Annotated in this window: 13 protein-coding genes and 1 other RNA gene; 6 read left to right on the top strand and 8 right to left on the bottom strand. The window is 60.9% G+C overall.

The annotated features are described in order from the left end of the window. The first annotated feature begins 53 nt into the window (after positions 1-53). Positions 54-1262: a hypothetical protein gene (locus tag VOI23_RS05755; RefSeq protein ID WP_323782873.1), complete on the top strand. Its 1209-nt coding sequence runs from the start codon at positions 54-56 to the stop codon at positions 1260-1262. Positions 1263-1270: 8 nt separating this feature from the next. After that, positions 1271-2629 (top strand): cytochrome P450, encoded by a 1359-nt coding sequence (locus VOI23_RS05750; protein WP_323782871.1) that lies wholly within the window; start codon positions 1271-1273, stop codon positions 2627-2629. Positions 2630-2633: 4 nt separating this feature from the next. Here VOI23_RS05750 and VOI23_RS05745 read toward each other — a convergent pair whose 3' ends face one another. The 8 genes from VOI23_RS05745 to ssrA all read right to left on the bottom strand — a co-directional run bounded on the left by VOI23_RS05745 (position 2634) and on the right by ssrA (position 8227). Continuing rightward, positions 2634-2864: a ribbon-helix-helix domain-containing protein gene (locus tag VOI23_RS05745; protein ID WP_323782868.1), complete on the bottom strand. Its 231-nt coding sequence runs from the start codon at positions 2862-2864 to the stop codon at positions 2634-2636. After that, the gene (locus VOI23_RS05740; RefSeq protein ID WP_323782865.1) at positions 2861-3034 is read right to left on the bottom strand and encodes a DUF4169 family protein; all 174 of its coding nucleotides are present in this window, start codon (positions 3032-3034) and stop codon (positions 2861-2863) included. The genes VOI23_RS05745 and VOI23_RS05740 overlap by 4 nt, the downstream gene beginning before the upstream one ends. A gap of 79 nt (positions 3035-3113) precedes the next feature. Further along, positions 3114-4508, bottom strand: coding sequence for a class II fumarate hydratase (gene fumC, locus VOI23_RS05735; protein WP_323782862.1), 1395 nt, complete (start codon positions 4506-4508; stop codon positions 3114-3116). 251 nt (positions 4509-4759) lie between these two features. Beyond that, the gene (locus VOI23_RS05730) at positions 4760-5317 is read right to left on the bottom strand and encodes a class I SAM-dependent methyltransferase (protein ID WP_323782859.1); all 558 of its coding nucleotides are present in this window, start codon (positions 5315-5317) and stop codon (positions 4760-4762) included. Between the two features lie 103 nt (positions 5318-5420). Continuing rightward, entirely contained in the window at positions 5421-5882 is a 462-nt protein-coding gene (locus VOI23_RS05725) for an SspB family protein (RefSeq protein WP_323782856.1), read from the bottom strand. Positions 5883-5962: 80 nt separating this feature from the next. Continuing rightward, entirely contained in the window at positions 5963-7240 is a 1278-nt protein-coding gene (gene chrA / locus VOI23_RS05720) for a chromate efflux transporter (RefSeq protein WP_323782854.1), read from the bottom strand. A gap of 92 nt (positions 7241-7332) precedes the next feature. Then, positions 7333-7770, bottom strand: coding sequence for a nuclear transport factor 2 family protein (locus tag VOI23_RS05715; RefSeq protein ID WP_323782852.1), 438 nt, complete (start codon positions 7768-7770; stop codon positions 7333-7335). Between the two features lie 106 nt (positions 7771-7876). Next, positions 7877-8227: a transfer-messenger RNA gene (ssrA, locus tag VOI23_RS05710) on the bottom strand. A 228-nt stretch (positions 8228-8455) separates the two neighbouring features. On the opposite strand from ssrA, the gene VOI23_RS05705 reads away from it, so the two are divergent. The 4 genes from VOI23_RS05705 to VOI23_RS05690 all read left to right on the top strand — a co-directional run bounded on the left by VOI23_RS05705 (position 8456) and on the right by VOI23_RS05690 (position 12522). Next, entirely contained in the window at positions 8456-8971 is a 516-nt protein-coding gene (locus VOI23_RS05705) for a DinB family protein (protein WP_323782849.1), read from the top strand. Positions 8972-9059: 88 nt separating this feature from the next. Continuing rightward, complete coding sequence (gene acuI / locus VOI23_RS05700; RefSeq protein ID WP_323782846.1) at positions 9060-10049, top strand: acryloyl-CoA reductase; 990 nt, start codon at positions 9060-9062, stop codon at positions 10047-10049. 373 nt (positions 10050-10422) lie between these two features. After that, on the top strand, positions 10423-10839 hold the full coding sequence (locus VOI23_RS05695; RefSeq protein ID WP_323782843.1) for a universal stress protein: 417 nt from the start codon (positions 10423-10425) through the stop codon (positions 10837-10839). Positions 10840-10881: 42 nt separating this feature from the next. Next, positions 10882-12522 (top strand): BCCT family transporter, encoded by a 1641-nt coding sequence (locus VOI23_RS05690; protein WP_323782840.1) that lies wholly within the window; start codon positions 10882-10884, stop codon positions 12520-12522. Positions 12523-12587 lie beyond the last annotated feature (65 nt).

Here is a 12587-nt window from a genome sequence, read left to right as displayed (position 1 = left end):
TAAGCCCTGTTCCTGCCTGAATTCCGCGCTATGATGCGCCCAAGAGGCGAATGATGAGCAGTGTCACAGATTCATATGTGAAGCGCCGCCGGGTGTTCTATATCCCCGGTTATGACCCGATTCATCCGCGCAGATATCGCGAGCTGTATCGCAAGGAATCAGCCCGTCAGGCGGAGATTTCAGGCTATGAGATCGGGCTGAAGCCAAAAACCACCAAAGGCCCTTATGGCTGGCATGTCAGTGCGGTGATCGAAGACCAGCCGGTCGAAAGTGATATCGAAGTGCTCTATTGGGCCGATATCGTCCGCGACAGCATGGATCAGGGGATTGCAGCAACCTATTTGCAGCTGATCCGCACTGCCTGGGCCTATATCGGGTCAGGCGCGCTGTGGCGGCTGATGCGGCTGCGCAAGGGGCCGGTGATCGCGGCGCTGTATCCGGTGGTTTTCCTGTTGGGGCAATTGGTGCTGGCGCTGGTTCTGGCCTGGGGGATTGGGCGCGGCCTGGCGCTGATTCACCCTTGGATGGCCTGGGCCGGATTGGCGGTGATTCCGTTTGTGCTGCGATGGTTCCGCAAGAAGGATAACAAGTTTTTCGCTTATTACCTGATGCATGATTACGCCTATTCGGCGCGGTCCAAAGGGGCCAATCCGCCCGAGCTGGAGGCGCGGATGGCGGAGTTTGCCGACATCATCGCGGCGGCGTTGCAGACGGATGTCGATGAGGTGCTGGTTGTGGGCCATTCGTCGGGCGCGCATCTGGCCGTGTCGATCCTGTCGGATCTGATCCGGCAGGGACGGGTGCCCGCCGATGGTCCGGCGTTGAATTTCCTGTCGCTGGGGCAGGTGGTGCCGATGGTATCGTTTTTGCCGAAGGCGCAGCGTTTGCGCGCCGACCTGCGCTATCTGTCCGAACGTGACGAGCTGTTTTGGCTGGACGTGACGGCGCCGGGCGATGGCTGTGCCTTTGCGCTGTGCGATCCGGTCGGGGTGTCCGGCGTGGCGACGCAGAACACGCGCTGGCCGCTGGTGATTTCGGCGGCCTTTACTCAAACGCTGAGCCCGGAACGCTGGGCCGAGCTGCGCTGGCGGTTCTTCCGGCTTCATTTTCAATATCTCTGCGCGTTCGACCGGCCCGGAGATTACGATTATTTCCGCATTACCGCCGGGCCGCTGAGCCTGTCGCGCCGGTTTGCCGACCGGCAGCCATCGCAATCGCGGATCGCGGCTGCGGTCAATAAATTCACGTCGGTCGCGCCGTGACCGGGGCGGTGCCGCCGAAACCCCCCGCGCGGCCCGACCGGGTGTCGTTATGGCGCTATCTGAAATTGTTCCGTCAGGACATCCTGTCGGCGCAGCCGCAGCGCCTGTACCGTGCCTGGATGGCGGAATTTCGCACCCCGTTCTTCCGGTCTTACATGTGCAACGATCCCGATCTGGTCGATTTGGTGCTGCGCCAGCGACCAGACGATTTTCCCAAGTCGAACCGGGTCGGAGAAGGATTGCGGCCGCTGCTGGGCAATTCGGTTTTCGTCACCAATGGCGAGGTTTGGAAACGGCAAAGGCGGATCATTGATCCCGCTTTCGAGGGCGGGCGGTTACGTGATACCTTCCCGGCGATGTGGGATGCTGCGGTGGCAGCAGTCGACCGCTTGGCGCCGCTGGCCAGCGGCGATCCGGTCGAAATCGAAGCGCAGACCAGCCACGCGGCGGCGGACGTGATTTTCCGTACCCTGTTTTCGATCCCGATTGAACATCAGGTGGCGGGGGAGGTGTTTCAGGTCTTCCGCGAGTACCAGCGCACCCAACCGGTGCTGAATCTGGGTGCGTTCCTGCCTTTGCCGGGCTGGATGCCACGGTTTCACCGGCGGCGCACCAAGCAGACGGCAAAGGTGATCCGGAAACTGATCACCCAACTGACTGCAGAGCGGATGCAGGCGATTGATGCCGGCAGCGCGCCGGATGATCTGGCGACCAAGATCATGACCACCGCCGACCCGGTGACCGGTGACCGTTTCGATACCGAAGAAATGGTCGATCAGGTCGCCATTTTCTTTCTTGCGGGGCATGAAACCAGCGCCTCGGCCCTGGCCTGGTCGCTGTATCTGCTGGCAATGTATCCCGAATGGCAGGATCGGGTCGCGGCCGAGGCGGCACAGGAAATCGACCCGAAAAAGGCCTATTTCTCGACCCTGTCCAAGCTGCGGATCACGCGGGACGTGTTCCGTGAGGCGCTGCGGCTTTATCCGCCGGTGCCGATGATGGTGCGGCAGGCGTCTTGCCCCGAGCATTTCCGTGATCGAGATGTACCGAAAGGCAGCCAGATCGTGCTGAGTCCGTGGCACCTGCACCGGCATGAACGGTTGTGGGACCGGCCCGACGATTTCGACCCGGCGCGTTTTGCGACTGAGAACGGCAAGGCCTGCCTGCGCAGCGCCTATATGCCATTTTCCGCTGGCCAGCGGGTCTGTACCGGGGCCGGGTTTGCGATGGCCGAAGGGCCGATCATTCTGGCGATGCTGTTGCGGGCTTACCGGTTTGAACTGGTGCCGGACCGGCCAGCGATGCCGGTGGCGCATCTGACCGTGCGGGGCAAGGACGGGATTTGGCTGAAACTGACACCACGCTAGGGCGTCAGCCGGAGCCTGCCTGTCGGTCGCGGTAATAGCGCAGCACAAAGAGCCGGATTTCCGAGGCCAGACCGCTGTCGAGATCGCGCGTCGCGTCAATTTCTGCGGCCAAAGCATTGATCGGCTTGTCCTGTTCAGCGGCGATGTGGCGGAAGGCCTGCCAGAACTCATCCTCCAGCGACACGCTGGTCCGGTGCCCGCGCAGGGTCAGCGAACGTTTGACTGGTGCGCTCATTCCCGTTTCTTTCCGTCCAGATCGCGGTCGGATTTTTCGGTGCGGGCCTTGTCCAGCACCTTCTCGGCCTTGCTGCGGCCGAATTTAACCGCGTTCTCATTCGCGCGGGCGCGTTTTTCGGCCCGGGCCTTTTGCTTGCGAAACTGGTTGAGGTTGACCGGTGTGCTCATGCCCCGACTATGAAACGCGAAGCCGCAAAAGAAAAGGGCGGCCGCGCCGGGCCGCCCTTTGAATTGTACCGGGGAAAGATCAGTCCTTCGGGCCGATCATGTCTTCGGGGCGCACGATGCGGTCGAAGGTTTCTTCGTCGACGAAGCCCAGAGCGATCGCCTCTTGCTTCAGCGTGGTACCGTTCTTGTGCGCGGTCTTGGCGACCTTGGTGGCGTTGTCATAGCCGATCGTCGGGGCCAATGCCGTCACCAGCATCAGCGATTCCTTCATCAGCTTTTCGATCCGTGCCTCGTTGGCCTTGGTGCCGACCACCATGTTGTCGGTAAAGGCACTGGCCGAGTCGCCCAAAAGCTGCATGGATTGCAAAACGTTGTAGGACATCATCGGGTTATAGACGTTCAGTTCGAAATGACCCTGCGACCCGGCGAAACCGACCGCGGCGTCATTGCCCATCACATGGGCGCAGACCATGGTCAGCGCTTCGGCCTGTGTCGGGTTCACCTTGCCCGGCATGATCGACGAGCCGGGTTCGTTTTCCGGCAGGATCAGTTCGCCCAGACCCGAGCGCGGGCCAGACCCCAGCAGGCGCATGTCGTTGGCGATCTTGAACAGCGACGCGGCCACGGTTTTCAGCGCGCCCGAGAACATCACCATCGCGTCATGCGCGGCCAGTGCTTCGAACTTGTTGGGGGCGGTGACGAAGGGCAGGCCGGTGATGTCGGCCATGTTCGCCGCGACCATTTCAGCCCAACCCTTTTGGGTGTTCAGACCGGTGCCCACGGCGGTGCCGCCCTGTGCCAGCTCGTAAATCGCGGGCAGGCACATCTCGACGCGTTTGATGCCCATGCGGACCTGATGCGCGTAGCCGCCGAATTCCTGGCCCAGCGTCAGCGGGGTCGCGTCCTGGGTGTGGGTGCGGCCGATCTTGATGATGTCCTTGAACTCTTCCGACTTGGCTTCCAGAGCCGCGGCCAGCTTGTTCAGACCGGGCAGCAGCACGTCGCGCGCCTGCATGGCGATGCCGACATGCATGGCGGTGGGGAAGGTATCGTTCGACGACTGGCCCATGTTGCAGTGGTCGTTGGGATGGACGGGGGTTTTCGATCCCATTTCGCCGCCCAGCATTTCGATGGCGCGGTTGGAAATCACTTCGTTGGCGTTCATGTTCGACTGGGTGCCCGACCCGGTCTGCCACACCACCAGCGGGAAGTTGTCATCGAACTTGCCCTCGATCACCTCACCCGCGGCGGCGATGATCGCATCGGCGACTTCGGCCTCCATCTTGCCCAGTTTCAGATTGGCCTGTGCGCAGGCCTTCTTGACCACGCCAAGGGCGCGGATGATCGGTACCGGCTGGCGTTCCCAGCCGATCGGGAAATTCATGATCGACCGCTGGGTCTGGGCGCCCCAGTATTTGTCTGCGGGGACCTCCAGCGGGCCAAAGCTGTCGGTTTCTGTGCGGGTATGAGCCATCGTGACCTCTCCGGTAAATCGTGTCAGGCGTTGTCATAACGCATGGCGCGTAAACTGCAACACTGCATACCGTTGGATACCGCTAACGGGTGACAGGATCGCAACCTGATGACGGTGCATCCGCGTCCGGCGGGAGCATTTGTACCAAGAAGCCTCCCCGCAAGCTCCTCCTTGTTTCTTCTTGGTCAAAATACTCCGGGGGTTTGGGGGCTGGCCCCCAATTTCCGCCCCCCAGAGTAATGCCGCCGGGCTTAATGCCCGGCCCGGGAGAAGGAAAACACCCGCGCAGGTGGCAAGTTGGCCCAGACAGTGGCGCGTTTTTCGGCGCGCAGCCCCAGTTCGGCCTGCATATCGGGCGAAATCGGCGCGCTGGAACTATAGGTGATCTGGGTGAAAAATCCATCCCGCGCCATCACCCGGAAAGCGCGACCGACCACGTCGCGCTGAATTTGCGGCCGGGCCAGCACCGGCACGCCGGAAATTACCGCGCCGATATCGCGCAGCCCAATCCGTTCGATATCCTGCGCCGGGCGGTTCAGAACGGTCACACCGGGAAATTTTTGCCGCAGCGTTTCGCAAAATCGCGGGTTCATTTCCATCAGGGTCAGCCGTTCCGGTGCCACGCCACGGTCGAGGATCGCCCGCGTGAAGCTGCCAGTGCCGGGGCCGATTTCGACAATCGGGCCTTGCACCTGTTCCACCCCTTCGGTCATCCGGCGCGCCACCGCCGCCGAAGAGGGCGCAATCGCCACGACCTCGGTCGGGCGGCGTATCATTTCACCAAGAAATACCGCGAAATCACTTGCCATGCTGGGGCCTTCCATCTGCATCATATGCGCAGAATGTGGCAAGGCGGTGTAACCGTTTGATTACGACTTCAGTCTGTCATGAAAATTTCACGACCGAGCGGCGTTATTTACGGAAACTGTCCAGGCTAACGACTTCGGCATCATGGGACACGCTGTCCTCTTCGGGGCCGTCGTCTTCTGGCGGGGTCGGGTCTTCGTCGTCTTCGATATCCTCGGCGCTTTCGAAGCGCAGGCCGAATTCGACCGACGGATCGACGAAGGTCTTGATCGCGTCATAGGGCACGTAAAGCGGTTCGGGCTGGTCCCCGAAATTCAGCGTGACATGGAAGCCGTCGTCTTCGACCTCCAGATTGTCATACCAATGCTGCATCACTACCGTCATTTCTTCGGGATAGCGTTCGCGCAGCCAGTCGGCCAGCTGCGCCGCCGGGTGGGTGGTGTCGAAGGTGATAAAAAAATGATGCGCCCCGGGAAGGCCGTTATCCGAGACATCCTGCAGAACCTCTTGAATCAGGCCCCTCATGGCCCGATGCATCAGGTTTCCATAATCAATGCTGCGCGACATGCTTTCACCCTTTTCAGTCTGCTAACGAGCATAAGCGATTCAAGACAAAACAAAAGAGAGCTGCGGAAAATTTTCTGCGTTCAGAAAGAACCGGTCAGCCCGCCCGCCAATGCGCAAAGCAACAGGGTCATCAGCATGCCGCGTTTCAACCCGATCATCAATAGCCCTGCGCCCAGCATAAGCCCGGCGGCGGTGGAATCGAAACTGCCCCAGTCGGGCAGCGGGCCGAACCGGGTTTGATCGACGCGGTCGAACAGCACATGCAGCGCGAACCAAAGCGACAGATTCAGGATCACCCCGGTGACGGCGGCGGTGATCGCCTGCAACGCGCCCCTTAGGCGCGGTTGATGGGTCAGGTGATCGACATAAGGCGCCCCGGCAAAGATCCACAGGAAACAGGGAATGAAGGTGACCCAAAGCGTCAATCCAGCCGCGGCGAGCGCCATCGTGATGCCACCCTGACCGTGCCCGGCGAGAGTGCCGACGAACTGAGTCACCAGGATCAGCGGCCCCGGCGTGGTTTCGGCCAGCCCCAGCGCGTCGATCATCTGTGGCAGGCTGAGCCAGCCGTGATCAGAAACCACTGCCTGGGTCATATAGGCCAGGACCGCATAGGCGCCGCCAAAGGTCACCACCGCGAGTTTTGAAAAGAAAAGCGCCAGATCGAGCAGGAAATCCTGTCCTGTCATGGCCAGCCAGATCAGCGGCGCGGCCCAAAGCGCCAGGCAGGCCATAACCGGGCGGAATGGAAACCGGGGCAGGGCCGGACGGGCGGGGGTGTCGGGCGCCGCGGCTGTGAACGCGCCCCAGAGCGCAGCGGCGATGATCACCAGAGGGAATGGCAGGTGCAGGCTGGACAGCGCGACAAAGGCCAGCGCGGCCAAGCCATAAGCCCCCGGTCCGGTCAGGGCCCGGGCGGCAATGTTGCGCAGCGCCAGAATGACGATGACCACAACGGCGGCCTGAACCCCGCGAAAAACGGCATGGATCGGCGCCAGGTCGCCGAAGTGGATATAGCACAGCGCCAGTGTCAGGATGACCACCGCGCCGGGCAGCACGAACAACCCGCCAGCAATGACGCCGCCCAATGTGCCGCGCTGTTTCCAGCCCGCATAGGTGGCCAATTGCATCGCTTCGGGCCCTGGCAGAAGCATGGCAAAGGACAGGGCAGACAGGAATTGAGTTTCGCTGAGCCAATCGCGGATCTCGACCAATTCCCGGTGCATCAGGGAAATCTGTGCCGCTGGACCGCCAAAAGACAGCAGGCCGATCCGGCCGAAGACCCGGATCAGATCCCCCAGTGGCAGGGCTGGTTTGGGCTTTGGGGTGGCGGGGTCCGGGGCGGAGGTCGAAGACATTTGCGGGCATCCCGTTGCGCGGTATCGCGTCAGCGGTGTCGCAAATTCCGTCACCCGTCAAGCCAAGTCAGGCCGAATGCCAAGCGGGCATGTCAGGCGATCGCCATCCCCGACATCCCCATCGCGACGGTATTTTCCGGCAAGATCCCCATCTGTTCAAAGAAGCTGATATAGTCGACGTTGTTATAGGCTTCGACGATCTTGCCGTCGCGGAACCGGCAGAGCACCATCAGGGTGATATGGATCGGCGTTCGAGTATCGAGTTTTTCCGCCTCGACCGACAGAAAGCCAGAGGCCCAGTTTCCCTGTTCCACCGATTTGTTCATCGTCACCTTGGGCGTGGTGATCAGTTCCAGTACCGTCGCGACAAGGACTTTGAATTCATCCGGCCCCAGTCCCATATCCGGCAAAATGCCGTCGGCATGGGCATCGGGGATGAAAAGATCATCAATGGCGTCAAGGTCGCCATGTTCCCAGACACGGCTGAAAAATTCCCTTAAAATCTCTGCATTCGCCTTTGTATCGGACATCGGATCCTCCTGTGCCAGTCCTCGACGAAGGCAGGGTAACGGCAAGGTCTTACCGAAGACTGAAGAGCCATGAAGCCGACAGGGAGGGAATAACAGTGAGGATGAAAGTGCAGGTTTCTGTTGCCAGGTACCTGCGAACCCCGCCTTACGCGGCTAGGCGCAAGGGCTTAAGTTTCGATAACTCGAACTGCTTACGCAGCCAGAGCCATCGGAGCACGATTGTTATTGGCAATTGTACTATGTGAACCGATAACGGTGGTATCTCACCGGAACAAAGCAAACCCCTTTAGACGTTCGTCGATCCTATTTCGGCCCCATGATCCCCCAATAAAGGATATTTGGTGGAGCCGCCGGGTACCGCCCCCGGGTCCGATCCGCTTATTACGAGCGCGTTTATGTCCATAGTCCCCGAAGAGACATCCCATATATAGGCGCGATGCGTCGCGGTGAAAAGGGGGGAGCGAAATCTGGTGCAGGATTTTGAGCGCTTCACATGCCGCAAAGCGCCGGTCCGGGCTTGGGGCAGGGACGGAATGCGGAATTGCGCCGCAGCCGGGGCCTGAAAGCACAGGATTTGGGCCGCCCCGGCGAACCCTGCGTCGGAAGATGAAAAACCGGGTGATAACAGTTGCTTCGCTATGCTAGCGTAAAAGAGACAACAGATTTAGGCACGAGGTCCACAGAGATGATAGAGCCCGGCTATTGCCTGACCATGGCGCGCTATAATGCTTGGCAGAACAAGCTGATGAAAGTGGCGTTGGAGGAATTGGATGACGCGGCACTACGCGCCGAACGCGGAGCCTTTTTCGGGTCGATCCTGAAAACCGCCAATCATCTGCTTTGGGGCGACATGTTATGGATGTCACGGTTCGACCGGGGCGCGGGGCCTGGGATGAGCATGAGCAAGAGCACCGAAATGACGCCGACTTTCGCCGCCTGGAGCGGTGAGCGGTTCCGAACCGACGGACGCATCCTGCGTTGGGCGGAAAAAGTTGGCCAGCTAGGGTTGAAGGGCGATCTGGAATGGGTTTCTGTGGCGAGCGGGACTGCTTTTCGAAAACCTGTGGCGCTGTGCGTGATACAGCTGTTCAATCACCAGACCCATCATCGTGGTCAGATCCATGCGATGGTAACGGCGGCGGGCGGTGCGGGATGGGTGACCGATCTGCCCTTCATGCCGGAACAGGGGCCTTGGTTATAGCCGCGCATGCGGCGCATCGGATTAGGGGGCGAACCCCAACTGAAAAATACAGATCGGGGGACCCGTCTGTGCAAGTGGAGGAAAGACCATGTTCAACGCATTGATCGTCGACAAGGACGAAGACGGAAAAACCCATGCCGGGGTGAAACAGATCGGATTGGACGATCTGCCCCATGCCGAGGTGACGGTTGCCGTCGAATATTCCACAGTGAATTACAAGGACGGGCTGTGCATCGGGCCGGGCGGCGGGCTGGTAAGGCATTACCCGCACGTGCCGGGTATTGATTTCGCTGGTACCGTCGAGAGTTCGGACGATGATCGCTACAAGCCGGGTGACAAGGTTGTTCTGACCGGCTGGCGCGTCGGCGAGGCGCATTGGGGCGGGTATTCGCAAAAGGCGCGGGTCAAGGCCGATTGGCTGGTGCCGCTGCCCGACGGTTTGAGCACAAGGCAGGCGATGGCGGTGGGCACCGCAGGGTTTACCGCGATGCTGTCGGTGATGGCGCTGGAAGATCACGGGCTGAAGGACAAGCACGGTCCGGTTCTGGTCACCGGGGCCGCGGGCGGGGTCGGGTCGGTCGCCACCGCGATTCTGGCACATCTTGGATACGAGGTTGCCGGCGTGACCGGGCGACCGGAAACCGAAGACTATCTGCGCGGTCTGGGCGCAAGTCAGATCGTGCCGCGTGAAGAGCTGGCCGAAGCCATCAAGCGACCGATGGAATCCGAGACCTGGGCGGGCTGCGTCGATGCGGTTGGCGGCGAAATGCTGGCGCGGGTGCTGGGCCAGATGAAATACGGCTGTTCGGTCGCTGCGGTCGGTCTGGCCGGGGGCGCGGCGCTGCCAACCACGGTCATTCCCTTCCTGTTGCGTGGGGTGAATCTGCTGGGCATCGATTCGGTGATGCAGCCCTATGAAAACCGGCTTCGGGCATGGAACCGGGTCGTGACCGATCTGCCGATGGACAAGCTGGAGGCGATGGTGCAGCCCGCCACCCTGTCCGACCTGCCGAAACTGGGGGCCGATATCCTGAAAGGTCAGGTCAAGGGGCGGGTTGTAGTGGATGTGAACGGCTGAACCTTTTCGGTCCCGACTGCGAAGCAAAGCGGACGCGGTGATAAGTGGTGCGCGTCCGCGCACCAAGTCGTTAATCTGCGCGGATTCCCCGCTGCGGTAAGGACAGGTCGCACGTTCCGGCCGGTCGCCTGCCGCAAATCGTGACCCGGCGCGGAATCAGCGTCGGGACGGAGATAAACCGGAGAGATGTCGGAAGCTGCGGCCAAAGGGTCGCGGTTTCGTTGTATTTCAGCGCCTGCGCCGGTACGGTGGGGATCACGCGGGTGCGACAATCTGTCATCTGCGTCAGCGAAAACCGCGCGGGACGGCGGGTTGGAGCGACTGCTTTCCGGCTTGTCCGGCCTGCGCCAAAACGCAGGAAGGGGACAAATCCGTGTTTTCCAAAATCATGACGCCGGTCGATCTGGCCCATGCCGGGCGCCTGAAGCGGGCGCTGGATTGCGCCGCCGATCTGGCCCGGCATTACGGCGCCGAACTGGTCTATGTCGGGGTGACGGCCGAAACGCCGGGGCCGTTGGGGCACAACCCGGCGGAATATGCCGAAAAGCTGGATGCCTTCGCCGCCGAACAGGCCAAGGCGCACGGCATCATTGCCAGCGCCCATGCCATGGCCGCCCACGATCCAACCACAGACCTGGACGACAACCTGTTCAGGGCGATCGACGAAACCGGCGCCGATCTGGTGGTGATGCAAAGCCACATCCCGAATTTCACCGATTACATCTGGCCGTCGAACGGCGGCAAGCTGGCCGCTCATGCCAAGGTGTCGGTGATGATCGTGCGCGGCTGAAACGCTAAACAAGACTTTAAAATATAGGACGGGAGGTCATTGATGGCCGACGACACAACAAATCAGGGTATCCCCGCGCCCGAAGGGCATTCGGATATCATCGAAACCGATTACGAGATCGGGCAAGACAATATTGAAACCCAGATCGGGCCGTTCGGGATGGATATCCATAATCCCGTTTTCCTGATTTCGGGACTTTCGATCATTGCCTTTGTATTCTACACGCTGGCCTTGCCGGAACAGGCAGGCGATGCGTTCAAATGGCTGTTTTCTGCCGTTACCAAGGGGTTTGACTGGTTCTTCCTTGGGGCTGCGAACATATTCGTGATCTTCTGCCTTTTGCTGATCGTCACCCCGGTTGGAAAGGTGCGGCTGGGCGGGGCCGAGGCGACGCCCGATTACAGCTATGCCGGATGGTTCGCGATGTTGTTCGCTGCCGGGATGGGCATCGGGCTTATGTTCTACGGCGTGTCCGAACCGATGAGCCATTTTTCATCCTCTTTCGGAGGCATCGCCGTAGGCGAAGACGGTGTACGTACCGATTGGGCCCCGCTGGGCGCCGCAGGTGGCAACGAGCAAGAGGCGGTGCGGCTGGCCTTTGCCGCGACGATATTTCACTGGGGGCTGCACCCTTGGGCGATTTACGCGGTGGTGGCGCTGGCGCTGGCGCTGTTTTCCTACAACAAGGGTCTACCGCTGACGATCCGTTCGGCATTCTACCCGATTCTGGGCGAACGTGTCTGGGGCTGGTGGGGGCATGCAATTGACGTTCTTGCGGTCTTTGCCACGCTGTTCGGGCTGGCCACGTCGCTGGGGTTCGGCGCAACTCAGGCCAACGCCGGGCTGAACGAATTGTTCGGTATCCCGGTGGGCGAGACCACCGAAGTGATCCTGATCACGGCGATCACCTCTGTAGCGCTGATTTCGGTGCTGCGCGGTCTGGATGGCGGCGTCAAGGTTTTGTCCGAGATCAACATGGTGCTGGCCTTCGCGCTGCTTCTGTTTGTGCTACTGGTGGGACCGACATTGGCGTTGTTGAGCGGGTTTGCCGATTACCTTCTGGCCTATCTGCAATACCTGCCGGCGCTGTCCAACCCGGTCGGGCGCGCGGATGTGAATTTCAGCCAGGGCTGGACGTCGTTCTACTGGGCGTGGTGGATTTCCTGGTCACCGTTCGTGGGCATGTTCATCGCCCGCGTCAGCCGCGGCCGTACTGTTCGTGAGTTCATTATCTGCGTGTTGCTGATCCCGAGTCTGGTCTGCGTTCTGTGGATGAGCGTGTTCGGCGGCGTCGCCATCCATCAGGTGCTGGCCGACGGCTATACCGCGGCGCAGGATGCTGCGCTGGAGCTGAAGCTGTTCAAGATGCTTGACGTTCTGCCGCTGGCAGGGGGCACGTCTCTGCTCGGGATTGTTCTGGTGATCGTGTTCTTCGTCACCTCGTCGGATTCCGGGTCGCTTGTGATCGACACGATCACGGCGGGCGGCAAGGTCGATGCGCCGGTGCCTCAGCGGGTGTTCTGGTGCGTCTTCGAAGGCGCGGTAGCAATCGTGCTGCTGCTGTCGGCCGGAGGTCTGTCATCTCTGCAATCCATGGTGATTTCGACCGGGCTGCCGTTCACGGTCGTGCTGCTGCTGATGTGCTGGGCGATCTGGCGCGGATTGCTGGACGAAACGCGGTGAGGTCGATCTGCCGCTGAAAACCGACCCCCGGGGTGCTTGTACCCCGGGGGTTTTTGTATTTGAGT

Source organism: Thalassovita sp. (genome assembly GCF_034670005.1).
Classification (GTDB): domain Bacteria; phylum Pseudomonadota; class Alphaproteobacteria; order Rhodobacterales; family Rhodobacteraceae; genus Thalassobius.
The sequence above is the reverse complement of the archived record's forward strand: the minus strand, read 5'-3'. Positions and strand labels throughout refer to the sequence as shown.

Excerpts from the sequence above, each read along its gene's own strand:
- VOI23_RS05755 (WP_323782873.1), top strand. The coding sequence starts at position 54 with ATGAGCAGTGTCACAGATTCATATGTGAAGCGCCGCCGGGTGTTCTAT.
- VOI23_RS05745 (WP_323782868.1), bottom strand. The coding sequence starts at position 2,864 with ATGAGCGCACCAGTCAAACGTTCGCTGACCCTGCGCGGGCACCGGACC.
- VOI23_RS05740 (WP_323782865.1), bottom strand. The coding sequence starts at position 3,034 with ATGAGCACACCGGTCAACCTCAACCAGTTTCGCAAGCAAAAGGCCCGG.
- fumC (WP_323782862.1), bottom strand. The coding sequence starts at position 4,508 with ATGGCTCATACCCGCACAGAAACCGACAGCTTTGGCCCGCTGGAGGTC.
- VOI23_RS05730 (WP_323782859.1), bottom strand. The coding sequence starts at position 5,317 with ATGGCAAGTGATTTCGCGGTATTTCTTGGTGAAATGATACGCCGCCCG.
- VOI23_RS05725 (WP_323782856.1), bottom strand. The coding sequence starts at position 5,882 with ATGTCGCGCAGCATTGATTATGGAAACCTGATGCATCGGGCCATGAGG.
- chrA (WP_323782854.1), bottom strand. The coding sequence starts at position 7,240 with ATGTCTTCGACCTCCGCCCCGGACCCCGCCACCCCAAAGCCCAAACCA.
- VOI23_RS05715 (WP_323782852.1), bottom strand. The coding sequence starts at position 7,770 with ATGTCCGATACAAAGGCGAATGCAGAGATTTTAAGGGAATTTTTCAGC.
- VOI23_RS05705 (WP_323782849.1), top strand. The coding sequence starts at position 8,456 with ATGATAGAGCCCGGCTATTGCCTGACCATGGCGCGCTATAATGCTTGG.
- acuI (WP_323782846.1), top strand. The coding sequence starts at position 9,060 with ATGTTCAACGCATTGATCGTCGACAAGGACGAAGACGGAAAAACCCAT.
- VOI23_RS05690 (WP_323782840.1), top strand. The coding sequence starts at position 10,882 with ATGGCCGACGACACAACAAATCAGGGTATCCCCGCGCCCGAAGGGCAT.